The sequence below is a fragment of the Thermoleptolyngbya sichuanensis A183 genome (assembly GCF_013177315.1).
Classification (GTDB): Bacteria; Cyanobacteriota; Cyanobacteriia; order Elainellales; family Elainellaceae; genus Thermoleptolyngbya; species Thermoleptolyngbya sichuanensis.
Window position 1 is genome coordinate 1,149,627 of record NZ_CP053661.1, and the last position, 21,464, is coordinate 1,171,090.

At 57.7% G+C, this 21,464-nt stretch carries 15 protein-coding genes and 1 pseudogene; 9 read left to right on the forward strand and 7 right to left on the reverse strand.

Annotated elements, in window-relative coordinates; translation table 11 throughout:
- Window positions 1–75: 75 nt before the first annotated feature.
- Window positions 76–573, reverse strand: coding sequence for a DUF4112 domain-containing protein (locus tag HPC62_RS04910; RefSeq protein WP_172354014.1), 498 nt, complete (start codon window positions 571–573; stop codon window positions 76–78).
- A 458-nt stretch (window positions 574–1,031) separates the two neighbouring features.
- Here HPC62_RS04910 and HPC62_RS04915 point away from each other — a divergent pair, with 458 nt between their 5' ends.
- From HPC62_RS04915 to HPC62_RS04930, 4 genes are all read left to right on the forward strand, one after another.
- Window positions 1,032–1,709 carry a hypothetical protein gene (locus HPC62_RS04915; protein ID WP_172354015.1) on the forward strand — a complete coding sequence of 226 codons (678 nt, stop codon included), beginning with the start codon at window positions 1,032–1,034 and terminating at the stop codon, window positions 1,707–1,709.
- 290 nt (window positions 1,710–1,999) lie between these two features.
- Entirely contained in the window at window positions 2,000–4,621 is a 2,622-nt protein-coding gene (locus HPC62_RS04920; protein WP_172354016.1) for a DNA polymerase III subunit alpha, read from the forward strand.
- A 40-nt stretch (window positions 4,622–4,661) separates the two neighbouring features.
- Complete coding sequence (locus HPC62_RS04925; protein ID WP_172354017.1) at window positions 4,662–5,324, forward strand: Uma2 family endonuclease; 663 nt, start codon at window positions 4,662–4,664, stop codon at window positions 5,322–5,324.
- Window positions 5,325–5,455: 131 nt separating this feature from the next.
- A complete protein-coding gene (locus tag HPC62_RS04930; RefSeq protein WP_172354018.1) occupies window positions 5,456–6,793 on the forward strand; it encodes a helix-hairpin-helix domain-containing protein in 1,338 nt (445 codons plus the stop codon).
- A 17-nt stretch (window positions 6,794–6,810) separates the two neighbouring features.
- On the opposite strand, the gene HPC62_RS04935 is transcribed toward HPC62_RS04930, so the two are convergent.
- Window positions 6,811–8,112, reverse strand: a complete 1,302-nt coding sequence (locus HPC62_RS04935) for a dihydroorotase (protein ID WP_172354019.1) — start codon at window positions 8,110–8,112, stop codon at window positions 6,811–6,813.
- 7 nt (window positions 8,113–8,119) lie between these two features.
- Window positions 8,120–9,466: a histidine phosphatase family protein gene (locus HPC62_RS04940; protein WP_267313424.1), complete on the reverse strand. Its 1,347-nt coding sequence runs from the start codon at window positions 9,464–9,466 to the stop codon at window positions 8,120–8,122.
- A gap of 571 nt (window positions 9,467–10,037) precedes the next feature.
- Between HPC62_RS04940 and HPC62_RS04945 the strand changes: the two genes are divergently transcribed.
- Window positions 10,038–11,615: a CPBP family intramembrane glutamic endopeptidase gene (locus HPC62_RS04945; protein WP_172354020.1), complete on the forward strand. Its 1,578-nt coding sequence runs from the start codon at window positions 10,038–10,040 to the stop codon at window positions 11,613–11,615.
- A gap of 77 nt (window positions 11,616–11,692) precedes the next feature.
- Here HPC62_RS04945 and HPC62_RS04950 read toward each other — a convergent pair whose 3' ends face one another.
- Window positions 11,693–13,678 carry a transglycosylase domain-containing protein gene (locus HPC62_RS04950; protein ID WP_390820011.1) on the reverse strand — a complete coding sequence of 662 codons (1,986 nt, stop codon included), beginning with the start codon at window positions 13,676–13,678 and terminating at the stop codon, window positions 11,693–11,695.
- Window positions 13,679–14,282: 604 nt separating this feature from the next.
- On the opposite strand from HPC62_RS04950, the gene tyrS reads away from it, so the two are divergent.
- The gene (tyrS, locus tag HPC62_RS04955) at window positions 14,283–15,506 is read left to right on the forward strand and encodes a tyrosine--tRNA ligase (protein ID WP_172354021.1); all 1,224 of its coding nucleotides are present in this window, start codon (window positions 14,283–14,285) and stop codon (window positions 15,504–15,506) included.
- A 156-nt stretch (window positions 15,507–15,662) separates the two neighbouring features.
- Here the strand turns inward: tyrS and HPC62_RS04960 are convergent, their stop codons facing one another.
- On the reverse strand, window positions 15,663–16,286 hold the full coding sequence (locus tag HPC62_RS04960; RefSeq protein WP_172354022.1) for a hypothetical protein: 624 nt from the start codon (window positions 16,284–16,286) through the stop codon (window positions 15,663–15,665).
- 777 nt (window positions 16,287–17,063) lie between these two features.
- On the opposite strand from HPC62_RS04960, the gene HPC62_RS04965 reads away from it, so the two are divergent.
- Window positions 17,064–18,791, forward strand: coding sequence for an ABC transporter substrate-binding protein (locus tag HPC62_RS04965; RefSeq protein WP_225906916.1), 1,728 nt, complete (start codon window positions 17,064–17,066; stop codon window positions 18,789–18,791).
- 74 nt (window positions 18,792–18,865) lie between these two features.
- Entirely contained in the window at window positions 18,866–19,135 is a 270-nt protein-coding gene (locus HPC62_RS04970) for a YciI family protein (RefSeq protein ID WP_172354024.1), read from the forward strand.
- Between the two features lie 46 nt (window positions 19,136–19,181).
- Here HPC62_RS04970 and HPC62_RS04975 read toward each other — a convergent pair.
- Window positions 19,182–19,484, reverse strand: a pseudogene (locus HPC62_RS04975) (Uma2 family endonuclease); the annotation flags it as partial.
- Window positions 19,485–19,794: 310 nt separating this feature from the next.
- Between HPC62_RS04975 and HPC62_RS04980 the strand changes: the two are divergent.
- On the forward strand, window positions 19,795–20,772 hold the full coding sequence (locus tag HPC62_RS04980) for a cysteine synthase A (protein WP_172354025.1): 978 nt from the start codon (window positions 19,795–19,797) through the stop codon (window positions 20,770–20,772).
- Here HPC62_RS04980 and HPC62_RS04985 read toward each other — a convergent pair.
- Window positions 20,769–21,374: a hypothetical protein gene (locus HPC62_RS04985; protein WP_172354026.1), complete on the reverse strand. Its 606-nt coding sequence runs from the start codon at window positions 21,372–21,374 to the stop codon at window positions 20,769–20,771. The genes HPC62_RS04980 and HPC62_RS04985 overlap by 4 nt on opposite strands.
- Window positions 21,375–21,464 lie beyond the last annotated feature (90 nt).

Below are 21,464 nucleotides of genomic sequence, written 5' to 3' on the forward strand. Positions count from 1 at the left end.
AGGAGCAGTTTGGAGGGGCTGGATTATTATGGCAGGTTTCCCGCAACTTTTCAGAAGACTCGCCAAAAGCTTTGTCTAGCCCACGGCCGTCAGTGCGGCCAGCAGCGCTCTCAGCAGCGAGGCCATCAGCAGCAAAATACCGCCTACGATAGCGACCACGGCGATCGCAATCAGGGCCACCGTTTGGCGATCGGCAGCCTCACTCTGGGCGGGGTTGGCCAGGTGTGCCTCCAGCAGGGCCAGGTTGCGGGCGTTGCTTTTCCACACCGCATCAAAAAAATCGCCCATCCCCGGCAGCAGCCCCAAAATACTGTCTAGGGCGAGGTTTCCCACCATACGGAATAGCGTTTCCGTCGGCAGGCGAAACCGCAGACACTCCAGCACTAGATAGGCCGACAAAAATAGCCCCACCACGTCGCCGCCCCCCGGAATCAGTCCCATGATCGGGTCTAGCCCGATGCGATAAGGCGTACCCGGAATCGGGATGGCATCGTCCAGCAGGTAGGCCAGCGTGCGAATGCGCTGGAGGGCGCTGGCATCGGCAAGGGCGCGAGAGTCTCGCTGGCGTGACATAGGGAACTCGGGTTAAAAGGCGCGATCGCCCCGGAAGGGACTATCTCAAACAAGTTGGGCGGGCATGGGCACTAGGGGCGATCGCTGGGGAGGACTAGCGTGGGGACTATTATGGCAAGACCTCTGGTGACGATGATATAGCCGGGAAATGAGTCGTCTGGGGTGTAGAAGTTACTATGCAGCAGTCAATGCAGCAGTCACTATGCCAAAGTCACTGTGAAATAAGGAGTGCATCCCACTTTTGTAACCCTCATCCTAAATCTCTCTCCCAGAACGGGAGAGGGACTTTGAATCCGGCTCCCCTTCTCCCGTTTTGGGAGAAGGGGTTGGGGGATGAGGGCGAATTTGCATAACTGAGATGCGCCCTGCAAAAGTCACTATACAGAAGTCACTTTGTAAAAGTCGCCCTACTGTTCTTGAAGTCTATCTCTAATGCACTGCGGTTGAGGCCCATGATCATGCGTCCTATTCAAGCAATTTTCGGCAGTTTGGCGATCGCCACGATGCTCTCGGTGGGCTGCTCCTCTGTGCAGCCACAAGCCTCGGTTAGCCCAACGTCTGGGGTTGCCCCGTCGGCCCCGGTTCCCCAGACTGAACCTCAGACCGATGCAGGGGATGGATCAAGGGTCACGTCTCCCAGTCCTGCACCAAAGCCGCCTACCCCTGTTGCCCAGTCCCTTGGCACCCCCCTGCCCATTGAGCAAATGGCGATCGCAGGCATTCCGCTCCAGGCTCCAGAGTCAGCCGTCCGACAGCGGTTTGGGGAACCCCTGAGCCAGGTGGATGAAGACTGGGCCTGCTGCGGCATGGTGCGAACCCTGGGCTATGCTCCGGATACCACGATCAAGCTGCTAGAAAGCCTGGACGGCAGCACGTTTGAGGTTTTTTCTTTTAGAACACGCAATCCCGACTTGGCAACGCGGGCCGGCATTCGCGTCGGCGACTCGCACCAAACCCTGCTTCAGACCTATGGCCCGCCAGCCGGCATCCGCGAAGAAGAGGGCTACACCCTGCTGTTCTACGGTGTACCCGATGAGTATGCAGCAGCGCTGTGGTTCAAGCTAGAGGGCGATTTGCAGAGCGATCCTTCCAGGAATCGCATTGTCGAAATCGGCTACGACGCTCAATTGACTTAGACGTAGTAGGCAGCGCGAAGACAGTGCGAAAGGAGCGTCAGTCGCATCCTAATCCCAAATCCCCGGCGGCGGAAAGGGGGAAAATCGAGAGAAGGCTTACGCGAAAACCCCGTCGAAATTTGATACCTTAGTACTATAGAGTTTCTCGTAATTGCCATGCAGAAACGGGTTTGACGCTGCCCACTTCTTGATCGACAGGCTCCACATCTAGAGTTTCCGTTACAAGAATTGCGCTTCAAAATCCAGGGATGGTGTTAATCTGATGCTCAGCCCTGTTTGCGGTTTGAGTTATGTCCTTTGTCGGTCTGCATATTCACAGCGACTATAGCCTGCTAGACGGCGCGAGTCAGCTTGACCAGCTCATCGACCGGGCGATCGAGCTTGGAATGCCAGCGATCGCCATTACGGATCACGGCGTGATGTACGGCGCGATCGAGATCCTCAAGGTGTGCAAAAAGCGCGACAACGCCGTCAAGCCCATCATCGGCAACGAGATGTATGTGATCAACGGCGACATCACCAAGCAGGAGCGTCGCCCCCGCTATCACCAGGTTGTTCTTGCCAAAAACACGCAGGGCTACAAGAATCTCGTCAAGCTGACCACCATTTCTCACCTCCAGGGTGTGCAGGGGAAGGGCATTTTTTCGCGCCCCTGTGTCAACAAAGAACTGCTGGAGCAGTATAAAGACGGGCTGATTGTCACCAGCGCCTGTCTCGGCGGCGAAGTGCCCCAGGCGATTATGCAGGACCGCCCGGATGTGGCGCGGCGCGTTGCCCAGTGGTACAAGGACGTGTTCGGTGACGATTACTATCTGGAAATTCAAGACCACGGGCTGCAAGAAGAGCGCATCGTTAACCCCGAAATCGTCCGCATTGCCCGCGAGCTAGACATCAAGCTGGTCTGCACCAACGATTCGCACTATATCTCCTGCTACGACGTGGAAGCCCACGACGCGCTGCTCTGCATCCAAACGGGCAAATCCATCGTGGAAGAGAAGCGGCTGCGCTACACGGGCACGGAGTATTTGAAATCCGCCGATGAGATGCGGCTTTTGTTCCGCGATCACCTACCGCCGGATGTGGTGGAAGAGGCGATCGCCCATACGCTAGAAGTCGCCGAAAAGGTCGAAGGCTACAAAATTCTGGGTGAACCGCGCATTCCTAACTACCCTGTGCCCGACGGCTACACGCCTGCCACTTACCTCGAAGAAACCTCCCGATCTGGGCTAGCCAAGCGCCTTAAAGTCGCCACCTACCGTGAAGTTCCCCCAGACTATCAGGAGCGGCTGGAATACGAGCTGCAAATGATGCACCAGATGGGCTTCGACGGCTACTTTCTGGTGGTGTGGGACTACATCAAGTTTGCGCGAGATCATGGCATTCCCGTGGGCCCAGGGCGCGGGTCGGCGGCGGGGTCGCTGGTGGCCTACTCGCTGGGCATCACTAATATCAATCCGGTGCATCACGGCTTGCTGTTCGAGCGGTTCCTGAACCCTGAGCGCAAGTCCATGCCCGATATCGACACAGACTTCTGCATCGAACGTCGGGGCGAGGTGATTCAGTACGTCACCGAAAAGTATGGCACCGATCGCGTCGCGCAGATCATCACCTACAACCGCATGACCTCCAAAGCCGTCCTAAAGGATGTGGCGCGGGTGCTGGATATTCCCTATGGGGAATCCGACAAGATGGCGAAGATGATTCCCGTCGTGCGCGGCAAGCCCACCAAGCTCAAGGTCATGATTTCCGACGAAACGCCCACGCCGGAATTCAAGGAAAAATACGATAGCGATGCCGTTGTGCCTGGCAGCGATCCGCCCGTCACCTACCGCCGCTGGATTGACATGGCCATGCGGATCGAGGGCACCAACAAATCAACCGGCGTTCATGCGGCGGGCGTGGTGATTTCGGCAGAACCGCTGGACGAAGTGGTGCCGCTGGAACGCAGCAAGGAAGGCGGCGTGACGACGCAATACCCAATGGAAGACATCGAACTGCTGGGTCTGCTGAAGATGGACTTCCTGGGCCTAAAGAACCTGACGATGATTCAGAAAGCGGTGGATCTCATCAGCAAGACCCACGGCATTCAGGTTGATTTGGACAATTTGCCGATGGAAGATCCGGCCACCTATCAACTGCTGGCGCGGGGCGAACTGGAGGGCATCTTCCAGCTAGAATCCTCCGGGATGCGGCAGATTGTGCGCGATCTGAAGCCGTCGGGACTGGAGGATATTTCCTCGGTGCTGGCGCTGTATCGTCCCGGGCCGCTGGATGCGGGGCTAATTCCCAAGTTCATCAACCGCAAGCACGGTCGCGAACGGATCGAATATGAACACGAGCTGCTCACCACCATTCTGAATGAGACTTACGGCATCATGGTCTACCAGGAGCAGATCATGAAAATTGCCCAGGACATGGGGGGCTATTCGCTGGGGCAAGCCGACCTGCTGCGGCGGGCGATGGGCAAAAAGAAAAAAGAGGAGATGGAGAAGCATCAGAGCATCTTCACCGAAGGTGCAGAAAAGAACGGCGTGCCCAAGAAGGTGGCGGCGGATCTGTTTGACCAGATGGTGAAGTTTGCGGAGTATTGTCTGAGCTATGACACGAAGATTTTGACTGTGGAATATGGGGCGATCGCCATTGGCGAAGTTGTAGAACGCCAGCTTCCCTGCACTGTGTTCAGCGTCGATGCCAACGGGTTTGTTTACACGCAGGCGATCGCCCAGTGGCACCAGCGCGGGCTGCAAGAGGTCTTTGAATACACCCTGGAAGACGGTTCCACCCTCCGCGCTACCCCCGATCACAAGTTCATGACGGAAGATGGCGAAATGCGCCCCATTGACGAGATCTTCGAGAAAAACCTGGCGCTAAAACGAGTTGCCGTCCCTGTGCCTGCTGGTTCGAGAGTTTGAGCAATGATCTCCCCAAGCCTTTACCCTGGTGAGTCCTGAAATGGTTAGCACTGCTCCCCAATTTTCAATTCCTCGGTCTGCCCTGGCCGGAGAGCGGCGGGTCACGATTCATCAGCTTAGCTGGCAGGGCTATCAGCAGATTCAGCAGACGTTGGGAGAACGGCGATCGCCCCGCCTCGCCTACGACCAAGGCACGCTAGAGCTAACCATGCCCCTGGAAGAACACGAAAGTTTTGCAGAATGGATTGGGCTATTGATTCGGATTTTGGTGGAAGAGTTTGGGTTAAAAATGAAGTCCATCGGTTCTACAACGCTGGAGTATCCGAATCGGGAGCGCAGCGTTGAACCGGATAACGCTTACTATATTCAAAATCAGGCGAAGGTGAGCGGGCGACGCATTAATTTTGAGCAAGATCCCCCGCCTGATTTAGTCGTGGAAATCGACATTACGCACACGGATATTGATAAAAACCGCCTCTATGCCAGCATCGGGGTTCCGGAGTTTTGGCGCTTTAACGGCACCGCCCTAAGCATCTACCAACTGCAATCTCAAGCCTATGTTGAAGTAGAACATAGCCCGACGTTTCCTAAAGTACCCAAAGACAAGTTCTATGAGTTTTTGCAGCAGGCCAGCCGCGATGAAGTAGAGGCAAGTCGCGCACTGCGGGCGTGGGTTCGTCAGTTGCAGTCAGGCGATGTTTAGGGAGTAATCGAGATTGGGATAGGCATGAATCGGTAGTAAAGATTGGATTTTTAAGTTGGGTTTCACGGTAGGTTTCACCGCAGGTTTTACGGTAGGTTTCACAGACGGAAGGGGAAGGGGCGATCGCCAAAATGGTTAAAATTATCAGCCGCAAGTCATTAGGCACCCAATGGGTTTACGATATCGGTGTTGAGCGCGATCACAATTTTGTGCTGGAAAACAGTCTGATTGCCTCCAATTGTTTTAATAAATCCCACTCTACAGCCTACGGCTACGTCACGTTTCAAACGGCGTACCTAAAAGCCAATTACCCCGTGGAATATATGGCGGCGCTGCTGACGGCCAACAGCGACGACCAGGACAAAGTGCAGAAATATATTTCCTCCTGCACGATGATGGGCATCACCGTGGAGCCGCCAGACATCAACCGATCGGGCGTGGATTTTACGCCGCTGGAGCGCAGCATTTTGTTCGGGCTGTCGGCGGTGCGAAACGTGGGTGCAGGCGCGATCGAGAATATTTTGCAGGCGCGAGAGGCCGATGGCCCCTTCAAGTCTCTGGGCGATCTGTGTAGCCGCATCGACCCGCGCACGGTGAACCGGCGAGCGCTGGAGGCACTGATCCAGTGTGGAGCAATGGACTGCATCGAGACGAATCGGCGGCAGTTGATGAATGATCTGGATTTGGTGCTGGAGTGGGCGCAGTCGCGGGCGAAGGATCGGGCAATTGGGCAGGGGAACCTGTTTGATATGCTGGGCAGCATCAGCGAAGCGCCGGGGAGCTTCGAGTCTGCGCCTAAGGCTCCCGCCGTAGAGGACTTTCCGCAGCAGGAGCGGCTAAAGCTGGAAAAGGAACTGCTGGGCTTCTATGTGTCGGATCATCCCCTGAAAAATATTCGAGAAGCCGCCAGAATCCTAGCGCCGATTAACCTGAGTAGCCTGGAAGAGCAGCCGGAGGGCAGCAGCATTAGCGCGATCGCCATGCTGACGGGGGTCAAGCCCGTGGTAACCAAGAAGGGCGATCGCATGGCCATCATCCAGCTTGAAGACCTGACGGGGCACTCCGAAGCCGTCGTCTTTCCGCGCACCTATGAGCGCATCGGCAGTCTCATCGTGCAGGAGGCGCGGCTGATGATCTGGGGCAAGGTGGACAAGCGCGACGAGCGCAGCCAACTGATTGTCGAGGATGCCGAACCCGTGGAGGACGTGCAGTTGGTGATGGTAGAGCTAGACGCACAGATTGCAGGCGACATTGTGCAGCAAAACACCCTGCGCGAGGTCATTCTCAAAAACCGGGGCGACGAAGACCAGTGCAAAACGCCCGTCGTGGCGATCGTCGCTGGGGCGCATCGTCGGGAGCTGGTGCGTCTGGGCAATCAGTTCCGCGTGCAGGATTATCAGGCCGCTGTAACCGCGCTGAACCGAGCCGGATTCCGCGCCCGATCGACCGCGTTGACCAGTGCTTCTTGAGAAACGAACGCACTTGGTCAGAAGAAAACCTTTACCACTTGTCCCTGAATCTCTTGGCCCAGCCAGGGCGTATTGGCAGAGCAGGAATGAAGCGTTTGGTGGGTGACTTTCCACAGCGGGCGCGGGTCGAAGAGCGTCAGGGGGGTAGGCGTGTCAGGGGCGCTTTGCGAATCGATCCCGATGGGAATTGCCCTCAACTCCTCTCCCAGACACCGCAGCGGATTTGTACTCAGTGCCTGCCACAGCGTCAGTGCGGGCAACTGTCCTGGCTCCACCAACTGCTGCCAGAGCAAGGGCAGCGCCAGTTCCAGCCCAATCGCCCCCGGCGGCGCTTCGGCAAAGGGGACGGTTTTTTCTTCGTAAGTATAGGGGCTGTGGTCAATGGCGATCGCCTCGATGATCCCATCGCGCACTGCCTGGATCAGCGCCGCCTGATCTGCGGGTGTGCCCAGGGGGGGTTCCAGCCGCAGATGGGGGTCGTAGCCGCCCACGGACTGGGTATTCAGCAGCAGGTGATGCCAGGTGGTGCTGGCGGTAATCGGTAAACCACTGGCCTTGGCCTGGGCAATTAGCTCCACGCTGCGAGCCGTGGAGACGCGCATCAGGTGAACAGGTGTGCCGATCTGGGCGACGCATTCTAGCAGGGCCGCGAGGGGAGCAGTTTCGGCGATCGCAGGCGCACCGGGTAGCCCAAACCGAATCGCGTCTGGGCCGTCGCGCATCACGCCGTTGCCCCGCAAGGTTTCGTCGCAGCACCAGAGGGCAATCGGCCGGTGCAGCGCCTGGGCATATTCGAGCGATCGCCGCAAAAGTCCCCACTGGCGGATGGGTCGCCCGTCGGCAAAGCCCGCAATGTCCGTTTGCGCCAGTTCGCCCAGTTCTGCCATCTGCTCACCTTTGGCATCCAGCGTCAGAGCAGCCCAGGGTTGCAGGCGAGGCAGTCCGGCTGGCGTGTGCTGCCCTATCCACTCTACGTCAGCAGGCGTGGCAATCGCCGGATCGGTGTCGGGCAGCAGCAGCACCCGCCCAAAGCCGCCCGCCCGCGCCGCCCGGTGCAGCGAGGCCAGCGTTTCCCGCGATTCGTAACCCGGTTCCCCAGAATGGCTGTAGAGATCCACCAGCGCCGGCCCCAGCACCAGCCCCGAAGCATCCGTCTCTGTCACGTCAGCGCTGGGCGGCTCCACATCGTCGGCAATTCCCCGAGGGATTGCTTCGCGAATCACCCGCACGCTGTCCGACTCGATCCACACATCCACCACCCGATCCGTTTCTGCCACGGGATCGAGCAGCCTGACCTGGCGGAACAGTTCACTCGCCATAGCCCCTCTACAGCGCTCCAGCGGCCGTCTTGTCTAGCACGCCGCTGCCCAAGTGGGTGGTAATGTTGAGCGATTGCAGCATGGGGCGGTTTTCCGGGCCGCGGGGATAGTCGATCACCGTGACTGCGCCGTTGCCCTGCTTAAACACCCAGAACTTTTCCGGGCCCCAGCCCATCAGGCCACTGAGGATGGCTTTGTTGACCGCATCGTGGGCAACCACGAGGACTGTCAGGGGGCGATTCTCATAGGGATCGCTTTGCGAATCGCCCGTTGAACTGGCCACGATCTCGTTCCAGGCGGCGATCGCCCGCTCCCACACCTGCTGCAAGTTCTCTCCGGCGGGCATCTGCACCGTTTCCGGGGTCACCTTCCAGGCGGCCAGTTCATCGGCATAGACCTCTTGAATTTCCTCCTCCAGCTTGCCTTCCCACAGTCCGTGGCTGATTTCCTTGAGGCGATCGTCTGTCTCCAAGGAAACATCGGGATGAAATTGCAGAATCAGTTCCGCTGTTTCCTTGGGGCGCAGCATGGGGCTAGTGATGGCGCGATCGATGGGGATATCTTTCAAAAAGAAAGCAGCTTTTTCGCCCTGGATGCGCCCATTTTCATTCAGCGGCACGTCAATTTGACCCTGAAAGCGCTTTTCGCGGTTCCAATCTGTCTCGCCGTGGCGCACCAGCAGCATTCGCGGGCCGCGATGGTTGCCGCGCACGTCCGGCAGGGGCTTGCCCAGGTGATCCACTAGATTCACCGATTCCAACTGCACGGGTTTGCCAAAACCGCCTGCAAAGTTCAGCACGCTGATGGCGCAGTTGGCTTGATTCAGCGCGTGATAGTCCGCCGGCCCCAGCCCGACAGCCGTGCCAATTAGCGCCCGGTTGATGCCGCTATGGGCGACCAGCAAAATTGTCTCCCCCGCGTGCTGCGGCAGCGTGTCGCGCCAAAACTGCTCTGCCTGACGGTACAAATCCACCACCGGGAAAAATTCCTGCTCCCCTTCTGGGGTCGTCAGTCGCATCTTCAGCTTTTCTGGTTCCTGTTGCCAGTGGCAATAGGACTCTGGAAACCGCTCCTTCACCTCGTCAAAGGGCAGCCCTTCCCACTCCACCATGTTGATTTCCTTGAGGTCGTCCCGCAGTTGCAGGGCTGGTGGGTTCTCAAGCTGGGCAGTGAGAATTTCGGCTGTTTCCCGCGCCCGCTGGAGCGGACTGGCGTAGATCGCGGCAAAGGGCAGCCCGCGCAATGCCAGCCCCGTCAGCCGGGCCGCCTCCCGCCCTTCGTCCGTCAGCGTAGACTCGTCAAAATGCCCCTGGATGCGGCGCAGGGTGTTGTAGGTGCTGATGCCGTGGCGCACCAGGATGACGCGAGTAGCCAGGGCCGTGTCCTCCGTGTATGAAAGGGGTGTACAGGGTGCAGAGGGTTGCTTTCAAATAGAAGCATTCTACCCCGTTCGTTCTCCGAATCTGGGGGGAATCTGGGACGAATTTGGGGAGAATCTGGGGGCTATCTGGGGAAAATCTGGGGGCTATCTAGGGAGAATCTGGGGGCTATCTGGGGGCGATCGCCCTGCATCACACCCCATCCTGCCACACTTGCCGCTGTCACTCGATAATCTGATGCTCTATCGAGCGGTGGAATTCACCCGGTCATCACTGCTGCAACGGGGGAACAGTGAGATAATGCCGGGGTAACCCTGTGCTATGGCTGAACGTTCGTCACTCAAAACGTTCGTCACTCAATCTGTCACTCAAAGCAGCAGGGTTTAGTCCCGTTGCCCGTGTTCTATTCCCAACCTCAAATCCCGCAGTAAATCCTCCCGTAAATTCCCCAGTAAATTTCCCAAGGTTCATCGTCTGTTAACCCGGCGCATAGCCCCAATCCCCCTTATTTCTTCTCTGAATCTCTAACCCCTCTCCCCAAAAGGCATGACCCTCAAACGACTGATTCTCAGCGTGTTGACGCTGTTTGTGGCAATTTTGGTCGGCGGTTCGCTCTGGAGTAGTTTTCAAGAGCCGCAAATTACGAACCGTTTGCAGCTTTATCAGACCAACTTGCTGCTGCACGCCACGGCAGCGACCGAGATCACGGGAGAGGTAGACGGGGCGGCCTTGCAAAAGGCGCTGCTGGGAGAGTCTCCGCTGAAAACAGCGCTGGAGCAGTATCAAGCTGTCCGGAAGGCGGCAGAGGCCGATCTGGCGAAGCTGGAAAAGCGTCTGGCGACGGTTGATCCGGCGGCGCTAGGAGACTCTGGCCCGCCGCCCGCTGCGTCCTCGCGCCCGATTCCGTCGCGCACGGTCGATTCGCAAGCGACCCGCCTGACCACCGCGCTCCAGCAGCAGCGATCGCTCCTTGATCAGTTGAACTTGAGCATTGGCATTTTGCAGGCTGAGCAGGGCGATCTGACCGCTGCCCAGCAAACCTGGGGGAAACTGGCCGAGAGCGCCGCAGCAGGCAGCCCCGCAGCGGACACCGCCAGAACCTTGACGGGTCTCTGGAACGAGCCGCCCCGAATTGTGCCCGATGCTGAAATGCAGCTTCAGAAAGGGCTAGAAGGCTGGTTTCGCTATACAGCGCTGGATCGACTCTATAGCTTGCAGCAGCGCACTGAGGCGCTGAACGCGCTGCGGGCAGACGAGGCCGCGATCGCCCAGGGAACCCTCCTGAAGCTGGCGCTGGTGGGGACGGTGCCCGTGCTGGGGGCGATCGCCGGAGCGGGGCTACTGGTTTTTCTGGTGGCGCAACGGCTGACGCAGGGCAAACAGTCGATCCTGGCGCTGAATGGCGAGGTTCCCTGGGACGTACCCTGGGATTGGGAAATCATCTGGCAAGTGCTGATTGTCGGCTTTTTTATGGCAGGGCAGGTGGTTGCGCCGCTGATTGTCGGCGTGCTGAGTCCAGTCCTGGCTGCTTTTGGGCCACGGGCAAAGGCGGTCTATGCCTTCACCTATTACCTGCTGATGGCGGGGTCGGGGCTGGCGGTGCTGTACTGGTCGATCCGCAAGTGGATTCCCCTGCCCAAGGACTGGTTTCAATATCGCGGAGCCGATCGCTGGCCCCTGTGGGGGTTGGGCGGCTATCTGGTGGCGCTGCCGCTGATGATTGGCGTGTCGCTGGTGAACCAGCACATCTGGCAGGGGCAGGGCGGCAGCAATCCGCTTTTGCAAATTGTCCTGGAAGAGGGCGATGCGGTGTCGCTGGGGCTATTTTTGTTTACCGCTGCGGTCGCTGCGCCCATTTTTGAGGAGACGCTGTTTCGCGGGTTTCTGCTGCCGTCGCTGACGCGCTACGTGCCTGTGTGGGGGGCGATCGCCCTCAGCAGTCTGCTGTTTGCCGTGGCCCACCTCAGCCTGTCGGAAGTGATTCCGCTGACGACACTGGGAATGGTGCTGGGCGTGGTCTACACGCGATCGCGCAACCTGCTAGCTCCCATTCTGCTGCACAGCCTGTGGAACGCCATTACCATGATTGGGCTATTCGTGCTAGGGAGCGGAGCGCGGCTATAAAGTCAGCTAATCCTTTAGACTTTGCAGCACGACATCCCTCACACACAAGACCTCGCAGCACTACAAACCTCGAAACGCTATGGCCGAATAAACGCTGACGGTGGCTGGAAATTCTCCACAGGCACATCCTTCAGCGCCCGCAGCATAAAGTTTCGCCAAATCGGAGCGACATACCTCCCCCCCGTTGCGCCCTGTCCGACGGGGCTGTAGTTGTCGTTGCCCACCCACACAGCCACCGAAAGCTGAGGCACATAGCCCACAAACCAGATATCTCGTTCCGCAGAGGTCGTGCCCGTCTTGCCTGCCGCCGGGCGGCCAATATCTGCCCCCTGCGCCGTCCCGCGAGTAATCACGCCCTGCATGATGTCGTTCAGGGAGGCGACTGCCCAGGGATCTAGCACCAGTTGCGGGCGGGGAGTGTTGTCCAGCAGCACGCGCCCGGTGCTGTCCGTCACGCGAACGATAAAGGTCGTGTCCGACTGCCAGCCGCCGCTAGCAAAGGTGGCATAGGAACCCGCCATTTCCAGTGGGGTCAAATCCACCGACCCCAAGGGCAGCGACACAACCGGCTCGATGGGACTCTTGATGCCCAGGGTGCGGCAGACTTCGATGACGCGGTTAATCCCCACTTCTTGCCCCAGCTTCACAGCGGGGATATTGCGCGATTGCTCCAGCGCTGCCCGGAAGCTCATGGCTCCATAAAAGCCGCCGCCATAGTTCTGCGGGCGATAGGTGTCGTAGCCGTCAGGATAGCTGACGGGCGTATCCATGACGGTGGATTCTGGCGTGTATTTACCCGAAGCCAGCGCCGCGTAATAGACAAACGGCTTGAAGGCAGACCCCGGCTGGCGCAGCGCCTGAATAGCACGGTTAAACTGGCTGGTCTGATAATCCACGCCGCCGACCATTGCCTTCACGAAATGGGTGCGTGGATCTACCGCCACCAGCGCCATCTGGTCTGCCCGAACGCCCTGGCGACGCAGGCTGCGGTGTCCTTCCCGAACCACCTGTTCGGCCATATTTTGCATATTCAGGTCAATGGTGGTCTGCACTCGCATTCCACCCTTAAGTACGGCATCTCGACCAAACCGCGTCTGGAGTTCTTGCTCCACGGCTTCAGTGATGTAGGGCGATCGGCTAGTGGTGAAAGAGGTAATGTCGCCTAGGATAATTGGCTGCTGCTTGGCGGCGGCAGCTTCCTGGGGCGTAATCCACTTTAGCTCTAGCATCCGGTTCAGCACGATTGCCTGACGACGCTTGGCCAATTGGTAATCCACAAAGGGGCTATATTCTTCTGGAGCCTGGATTAGCCCAGCCATCATGGCAGCCTCTGCCAGGTTAAGCTGCGAAGCGGGCTTGCGGAAATAGCTCTGGGCGGCGGTCTGTGCGCCGTAGTTGTTGTGGCCCCAGTAGACCTGGTTCAGGTACATTTCCAGGATCTGGGGCTTGGTGAAGATTTGCTCTAGACGCAGGGCCAAGACGGCTTCGGCAATTTTGCGACTGAGCGATCGCTCTGGGGTAAGAAACAGGTTCTTAATCAACTGCATCGTCACCGTCGAGCCGCCTTCCACCGTGCGCCCTTCCTCTAGGTTGCTAAGCAGCGCCCGCCCCACGCTGGTGGGGTTAATACCGTGGTGCTGATAGAAATAGCTGTCTTCAATCGCCAGCACGGCCCGCTTCAGGTGCGGCGACACCTCATCCAAGTCCACCACTTCCCGATTGAACTCGTCGTGGATGCTGTCGAGCAGCACCCCCTTCACGTCATACACATAGCTCGTCTCAGCAGGGATATAGTTCCGCAGCACTCGAACATCGGGCAGGTTGCGGAAGCTAATCGCCAGCCCTACCAGCCCCCCCGCGATGACGGAACTGGTCAGCATTGTGGTGCCCAGCAGCGTTCCAGCCGTGACCTTGCCGACCGCCTGCACAAACTTGTAGATGGGGGCAAGATTACTGGTCTGAACATAGCTCTCAACCCGAGGCGCATCGGCAGCATTGGCAGCACGCACCTTGGCAGATGCTTTCTTCTGGGGCTTCTTTTGACGGGCGGTGTTTGACGACACGGCAGGAAAGGGTTGGGGATTCAGACAGAAAGGGTTACAGGACGGAGGGAAAGGGTGAAGTGGGGGTGCGTCACCGCAGGAAATAGACTCGACCTCACTGGCAAAACCAAAGGAATTTGTGAACTTTCAAGCTGAGCAGCAAAAATAGCGATGTGCAGGTGGTAAAGCGAGACGAGTCGTGAAAAAATGAGACTTTGGCTTTTGGAACAATTTGTGCTGAGGGATTCCCCACACACTACATCGAGATGGATCTGGATTCAGAGCATGAGCTAAATGAGCTAGAGAAAAGAAGTCGAGTAACTAACTAAGATAGCGGAGGATCTGCCGATTCGTCATGGCTTCTGTCATAGGTATTGTGACTCAGGTATTGTGACTCGCTAAAGCTGAGCTATATCGAACCGCCACTCTTTCTTATAACTTGAAGTACAGCCTTCAGTAAGTATGGCTGATGATTACATAATTTTCGAGTCTTGCGCGGTTTTCTAAAGATAGGGAGCAGATTTGCTCTACAGGGGGCATCAAAGGCTGCCCGATTGCGCCTATCGCGGTTTTTATAACTGTCAAATTGTTACTGTCAACTCATTCCTCCAGTACCGCTTATCCTATGACTGACTTATCGACTGATTCCTCTTTTCAATGGCTGTATCGGGGCATCAGCGAAATTTTTCCCGATCAGCGGGAGTCTCAGAATGCTGATGAGAACCTGGCGCGGCGGCTAGCGGAGAGCGATCGCCCCTTACGCATTAAGTTTGGCATCGACCCCACGGGCACGGACATTCACCTAGGGCACAGCACAGTCTATCGCAAGCTGCGGGCCTTTCAAGACGCAGGCCACACGGCGATTCTGCTAATCGGCGACTTTACTGCCCGCATCGGCGACCCCACCGGCAAGTCGGACGTTCGCAAGCAGTTGACGGAGGCAGAAGTGGCTCAAAACGCCCAGACCTACCTCGACCAACTCCGGCCGATTCTGGACTTTGACACGCCGGGGCGACTGGAGATCCGCTACAACTCCGAGTGGCTATCGAAGCTAGACCTGGCAAAGATTCTAGAACTGCTGGGCACGATGACCGTGGGGCAAATGCTGGCGAAGGAGGGCTTTGCCGAGCGCTATGAAAAAGAGACTCCGATTTATCTGCATGAGTTTCTCTATCCGCTGATGCAGGGCTACGACTCGGTGGCGCTGGAGGCGGATGTGGAACTGGGCGGCACGGATCAAAAATTTAACCTGGCGGTGGGGCGCGATTTGCAGCGGCACTTTGGGCAGCGGCCACAGTTTGGGCTGCTGATGCCGATCTTGCCGGGGACGGACGGTGTGCAGAAAATGTCCAAATCGCTCAATAACTACGTGGCGCTGCGGGAAGACCCGCTCTCGATGTATTCCAAGCTGGAGAAAATTCCCGACAGCGCCATCCTGCAATATTTTGAGCTACTCACCAGCCTACCGCTGGACTCGCTGCCAGAAAACCCGCGCGATCGCCAAAAGCTCCTGGCCCTCGAAGTGGTCAGCCAGTATCACGGCAAAGAGGCGGCTCTCGAAGCCCAGAAAGCTGCGCTGAATCTGGTGCAGGGCGATGCAACCAAGGCCGAAGCCGTGCCGGAGTTTTCCCTCGCAGAGATTCAGTTTCCTGCCAAGCTGGCCTATATCCTGGGAGCCAGCGGCCTGTGCAAGAGCAGCAGCGACGGACGGCGACAGATTCAAGGCGGCGCAGTGCGGCTAGATGGCGATCGCCTCGACAATCCTGACACCAGCTTCGACACGCCCGACGCGCTGACGGGCAAAGTCCTACAAGTAGGCAAAAACCGCTTTGCCCGACTCGTGCCCTAGTGCTGTGTCACAGCTAGAACTTAGGTTGGTAGTAAACGCTTTAGCGCTGAAGCGCGTACTACGAGCCAAGGCATCACCCCAAAACTAAACTATGACACTGCACTAGTTAGTAGCCTGATTGAGGCGAGTGAGTCACGCAAAACGGCTGATTCCTCTCTAGCGGCTACTGTTGGGCAGCAGCGGCCGCACCACCATAAACCCAGCCCCAAAGGCCGTGATGATAATTGCCAGCACGGTGAACCAGAGCCAGAGTCCGCTGAGGTCGCGGGGGCTGCTTTCCGACGGGTCGCCAAGGGGCAGGCTACCGGGCTGCTCTGTAAACCGGAGGCTGTCTGCGAGGGCGTGGGCCTCGGAGATGGCAGGCTGAGACGGCGGGGCTTTGGGTTTGGAGGAGGTAGGCGATTTCTTGGAAGGCGGTTGAGAGACAGGCGGGGCAACGGGGCGGATCTGCTGGGCGATCGCCGCTGCGTCTTCCTGGTCGGCGCGAGTGGGCGCAACCCATGCTGGTTGAGACAAGCCCGCAATCTGCTGAAGATTTAGCACCGACGCACTTAGGCGCTCAATTTCCTGGCGAAACTGCTGATTTTGACGAGCAAGCTGCTGGTTCTGCTGATGCAGCGAGTCCAGCATGGCTTTGCTAGCCTGAAGCTCTGCCGACAGCTCGCGATAGACCGACATGGGCACCGTCGGCGCGTAGCCCGCAGCGGGCGCGGCAGGGGAATTGGGCAGGGCGGACCCAGGGTTCCGCAGCGAAGGATCTGGGTTGGATTGGGGTTTCATGCGTCGGATCTTGCGTAAAGGGATTGGGGTTATTTAGGGGTTGTCTAGAGTTTGTCTAAACGATTTTGTCTAAACGATCAGGACTGGACAGCAGTCGATCACGAGTCTTACTAAGGGTATGGGCAATTTTCAAAAAAGGCTCATTCAGTCCACTAAATTTTTTGTCGCAGGTCTGTTGCAGGTTTGTTGCTGGTTTGCTGCGGGTGCAAATGCGAGGGCGTGTTTTAGAACCCCTTGATCCCCCCTGGCCCCCTTGAAAAGGGGGGAACCGAGCCGAACCACTCCGGAAGTCCCCCTTAATAAGGGGGATTCAAGGGGGATCGACTCAAGGCAATCAACGACCTAGAAGGTTTTAAGACCCTGCCTAGCGTTCTTCCCAGCGTTTTGAGGACATCTTTGGGCGATCGCCCTTACTATACAACTAAAACATCCGCACTATCCACAGTCAATCAAAGGATCGAATAAATAATCGACTATCGAAACCATGCAGTTTTTTGTGAATAATCGACTATCGAAGCCACGCCGTTCCCTAGCCAGTGGCTTCAGTCCCTCCTCAGGTCACCCTGTCAGACCAGACCCTCCAGTTCGCTATGGTATGACTATTGCAGGCCGCTCCCGTATTCTTCCATGCGAATCATGATTTTCAGGCTTTTCTCACGACTCACAGTTCGGCGGCGCGGATGGCGCTCTGGGCGCACAGGCTTTCACCAGAGTCCTGTCTGGACGGTGGGCCCCAAGCTGCGCTGGGCAGTGCCGTCTCTGGGCGTGCTGCTGGTCATGGCGATCGCCCTCACAGGCTGCAACCCAAGCCGGTTCACCACTCAGGCGGCTCAGGTGCCGCGCATCGTGCTGGCAGAACTGAGCGACCCCAAAACGTTTAACCCCCCTATGAGCAATGAGGTCAACCCGTCGCTGGGGCTGATGTTTAGCGGGCTACTGTCGCAAAACGGGCAAACAGGTGAGCTAGAGCCGGAGCTAGCCGAGTCTTGGGAAATTTCTGACGATCAGCAGCGCATTACATTTACCCTGCGCGACGGATTGAAATGGTCTGATGGCGAACCGCTGACGGTGGATGATGTGCTGTTCAGCTTCAACGACATCTATTTCAATCCGAATATCCCCAGCAGCGAGAGCGACATTCTGCGCGTTGGGGTGGAAGGCAAGTTTCCGACGGTGACGAAAGTGGGCGATCGCCAAGTGGAATTTGCCTCACCGGAACCCTTCGCTCCGCTGCTCCGCTTTGCTGGAGGGGTGCCGATTCTGCCCAAACATGCCCTAGCGGATTACGTGTTCTCCACCGGATCTGACGGCAAGCCCCGGTTTCTCTCCGTTTGGGGCACCGACACCCCCCCTTCAGAAATCGTCTGCAATGGCCCCTATCGCCTTAGAAGCTATCAGCCCGCCGAGCGGATTACGCTGGAACGCAACCCCCACTACTGGCGCAAAGACGCGCAGGGCAACCCCCAGCCCTACATCGAGCAATACATCATGCAGATTGCAGGTTCGACCGACACGGCGCTAATCCAGTTTCGTTCTGGCGGGCTGGATGTGCTGGGGGTCACGCCGGACTATTTCGCTCTGCTGAAGCGCGAGGAAGAACGCGGCAACTTCACCATCTATAACGGCGGCCCGGCGTTGACGACGACGTTCCTGGCCTTCAACCTCAACCAGGGCAGCCGCAATGGCAGACCCCTGGTAGACCCCATCAAATCCCGCTGGTTCAACAGCGTGGAGTTTCGCCAGGCCGTCGCCTACGCGCTCGATCGCCAGCGCATGATCAACAACATTTACCAAGGTGTTGGCGTGCCCCAAGACTCGCCTATTAACAAGCAAAGCCCCTATCACTTATCGCCAGAGGAAGGCTTGCCCGTTTATGACTACAACCTCGACAAAGCAAAGGAACTGCTCCAGCAGGCGGGCTTTCGCACCAATGCCCAGGGGCGACTGACCGATGCCGACGGCAACCTGGTTCGGTTCACGCTGATTACCAATGCAGGCAACAAAATCCGCGAAAGCATGGGGGCCCAAATCAAGCAAGACTTGGACAAACTGGGCATGACGGTGGATTTTCAGCCGATTGCCTTCAACACGCTGGTCGGCAAGCTTTCCGACACGCTGGATTGGGAAGCGCATATTCTGGGCTTTTCGGGCGCGGGCGTGGAGCCAGACGGCAGCCGCAATGTGTGGTCAGTTGACGGGACGCTACACGCTTTTAATCAAGGGGCACTGCGTGGACAAGACCCCATCGAAGGGCGCGTCATCGCCGATTGGGAGCAGCGGATCAGTGACCTCTATATCGAAGGTAGCCAGCAGTTGGACGACGAAAAACGCAAAGCCATCTATGCCGAAACGCAGCGCCTTGCCCAGGAATACCTGCCGTTTATTCACTTGGTGAATGCGCTGTCGCTGTCGGCGGTGAGAAACACCGTAGACGGGGTAAAATTTTCTGCGCTGGGTGGTGCGCTCTGGAACATTTACGAGCTGCGAAAAATCAGCCCGGAGTAAGTGGAAGATTGAAAATTGAAGATCGAAGATTGAAGCTCGAAAACTGATATAGCTTATAGCTCTCAACTGCAAAAATGCCGAAATACGTCATGTGGGGCAGCTACTGCGAAAACGTCGTCGAAAAACGCGCCCCCTATCGCCAGTCCCACCTCGATCGTCTGGCTCAGCTCAAAGCCGCAGGCTCCGTCGTCACCCTTGGCCCCACCCAAGACCTGACGATGGTGTTTGGTGTGTACGACGCGCCCGACGAAGCCGCTGCCCGCACGCTGGTCGAAGAAGACCCCTACTGGAGCGCGGGTATCTGGACGGAATATCACCTGAAGGAATGGATTCAGGCGTTTTAATCGGCCGGATCGTTTGCTTGAGCCATGCACTGCTCAACCTCTGCTAGGTGATCTCAAAAATTACCGCAGGCACTTCGCCCTCTTCCCAAATTTTGTCGCTGTCGCGTCCGCCTGGCTCTACGTTTTGGATCACTATCACGTCTGAAGCCACCCGTAGGCGGGGAAACCCCTGGGCATAATACAAAAACTGATCTGCCAGTACCGTTGCCCGCTGCCCTTTGAGGTACTGTTTCAGCACTTCCAGGGTCACGATCATGGCGTAGAGGTGAATGTAGGTTTCGGCCAAGGGTTTACCGTCGGAACAGGGATAGACCAACGGGGGTGGCGATGGAGCGATTTCCGGTGGCAGAGCAGGCTGGGTTTGGAGCGGCTGAGTCACCGTTGGCGCTGACCCCAAAGTCTAGAGTAGAGAGCGATAAGACCAGAGAGGACTTACGCACTTGCGATCAGCTCTTTGGGTTTTGGACAATTTCTCGCGGGCGCAGCTCGCAAGAGATTGTTCGACTGCGTAAGTCCTGATCAGAGAGGGATGAAACTAGACTAGCAGGCGGGGGCGATCGCCCTGAAAGCAGGCTAAAACCAGCCAGAACCCCCATCGACCGGTTTCCCCAATTCACCCCAAGCTCTAGAATGCTGGGAGGACTTCACGACACAGCGGCATGGATATTAAGAGCGGATTTATCGGCACGATTGGGAATACGCCCCTGATTCGCCTGCACAGCTTTTGCGAAGAAACGGGCTGCGAAATTTTGGGCAAGGCAGAATTTCTCAACCCCGGCGGCTCTGTGAAGGATCGGGCGGCGCTATATATCATCCAGGATGCCGAACAGCAGGGGCGTTTGAAACCGGGTGGGACGGTGGTAGAAGGAACAGCAGGCAACACAGGCATTGGGCTGGCCCACATCTGCAATGCCAAAGGCTACAAGTGCCTGATCATCATTCCCGAAACCCAGTCGCAAGAAAAAATGGATCTGCTGCGGACCTTGGGCGCAGAGGTGCGTCCGGTGCCCGCTGTGCCCTACCGCGATCCCAACAACTACGTGAAGCTGTCGGGGCGGATTGCCGAGGAAACAGAGAACGCCATCTGGGCGAACCAGTTCGACAACCTAGCCAACCGGCGGGCGCATTACGAAACCACCGGGCCCGAAATCTGGATGCAGACAGACGGCAAGATCGATGCTTGGGTGGCGGCGACGGGCACAGGTGGCACCTACGCCGGAGCCGCGATGTTCTTCAAAGAAAAGAACCCAAATATCCGCTGCGTGTTGGCTGACCCGATGGGCAGCGCGTTGTACAACTATTTCAAAACGGGAGAGCTCAAGATCGAAGGCAGCTCGATTACCGAAGGGATTGGCACGAGCCGCGTAACGGCCAACCTGGAGGGTGCGCCAGTGGATGATGCGATCCGCATTGACGACCATGAAGTGCTGCGCGTGGTCTATCAGCTTTTGCACAAAGACGGGCTGTTTATGGGCGGTTCAGTCGGCATTAACGTGGGGGCGGCGGTAGCCCTAGCCAAGCAGATGGGGCCGGGGCATACGATTGTGACGGTGCTGTGTGACGGTGGGGCCCGATATCAGTCGCGCCTGTATAACCGCGAATGGCTGGCAAGTAAGGGCTTGCTGATTGCCAGCTAGGGTAGCAGGCGGGTGCGCTGGAGCCAAAGGCGCATGTCGTCGTATTCCAGTTCACAGTCGCAGCTTTCGGCTAGCACGATCACGGTTTGCGAGTCTGGAGACTTGAACCAGCCTCGAACTGTGTAGCCCGGTTCGGGGCGAGTAATCAGAACCGGCATTGCGTCCAAATTTCCCGATTGGGCGCTAGGATCTGCTTCGCCCTGCTGTCGGAGAAAGTCCGGAAGTGCGAGGTTCGCTGGATTGGGCAGGCTGCGGATGCGGAAGGAATACATGCCGCGAGGGGCGATCGCCCGTCCCCCCTGTTCTATACAACGCAGCACCTCAAAGGTTCCAGGGTCGAGGATTTCTACCGTGCCGTCGGGCAGTGTGCGGGTTCTGAAGTTCTCTGGAATGGCGATCGCCACGCCAAACTGTGGCAGTTCCAGCGTCCGCAGGCTGTCTGAGGCGGGCACTTCGGCGATGTCAGGGCAAGGCGTAGCCCCCAGTTCTGATGCCAGATTGGTTTCTGATGCCAGATTGGTTGGCCCAGAGCGTGGCAGCGCCAGGGACATCCCTGCACCCAGCAGCGCGCCTGTGAACAAAACCAAAAGCTGAATTTTCATCCCCTGAACCTGCTTCTAGACATGCAGCAGCCAGCGCCATCGCCAGCGTCTTGATCTAGAACTACAGCAGAACAGGTCGGACTTCCAGGC

What these genes read in the sequence shown, in the direction of transcription:
- HPC62_RS04910 (WP_172354014.1), bottom strand. Translation starts at nt 573, where the DNA reads ATGTCACGCCAGCGAGACTCTCGCGCCCTTGCCGATGCCAGCGCCCTC.
- HPC62_RS04915 (WP_172354015.1), top strand. Translation starts at nt 1,032, where the DNA reads ATGCGTCCTATTCAAGCAATTTTCGGCAGTTTGGCGATCGCCACGATG.
- HPC62_RS04920 (WP_172354016.1), top strand. Translation starts at nt 2,000, where the DNA reads ATGTCCTTTGTCGGTCTGCATATTCACAGCGACTATAGCCTGCTAGAC.
- HPC62_RS04925 (WP_172354017.1), top strand. Translation starts at nt 4,662, where the DNA reads ATGGTTAGCACTGCTCCCCAATTTTCAATTCCTCGGTCTGCCCTGGCC.
- HPC62_RS04930 (WP_172354018.1), top strand. Translation starts at nt 5,456, where the DNA reads ATGGTTAAAATTATCAGCCGCAAGTCATTAGGCACCCAATGGGTTTAC.
- HPC62_RS04935 (WP_172354019.1), bottom strand. Translation starts at nt 8,112, where the DNA reads ATGGCGAGTGAACTGTTCCGCCAGGTCAGGCTGCTCGATCCCGTGGCA.
- HPC62_RS04945 (WP_172354020.1), top strand. Translation starts at nt 10,038, where the DNA reads ATGACCCTCAAACGACTGATTCTCAGCGTGTTGACGCTGTTTGTGGCA.
- tyrS (WP_172354021.1), top strand. Translation starts at nt 14,283, where the DNA reads ATGACTGACTTATCGACTGATTCCTCTTTTCAATGGCTGTATCGGGGC.
- HPC62_RS04960 (WP_172354022.1), bottom strand. Translation starts at nt 16,286, where the DNA reads ATGAAACCCCAATCCAACCCAGATCCTTCGCTGCGGAACCCTGGGTCC.
- HPC62_RS04965 (WP_225906916.1), top strand. Translation starts at nt 17,064, where the DNA reads ATGGCGATCGCCCTCACAGGCTGCAACCCAAGCCGGTTCACCACTCAG.
- HPC62_RS04970 (WP_172354024.1), top strand. Translation starts at nt 18,866, where the DNA reads ATGCCGAAATACGTCATGTGGGGCAGCTACTGCGAAAACGTCGTCGAA.
- HPC62_RS04980 (WP_172354025.1), top strand. Translation starts at nt 19,795, where the DNA reads ATGGATATTAAGAGCGGATTTATCGGCACGATTGGGAATACGCCCCTG.
- HPC62_RS04985 (WP_172354026.1), bottom strand. Translation starts at nt 21,374, where the DNA reads ATGAAAATTCAGCTTTTGGTTTTGTTCACAGGCGCGCTGCTGGGTGCA.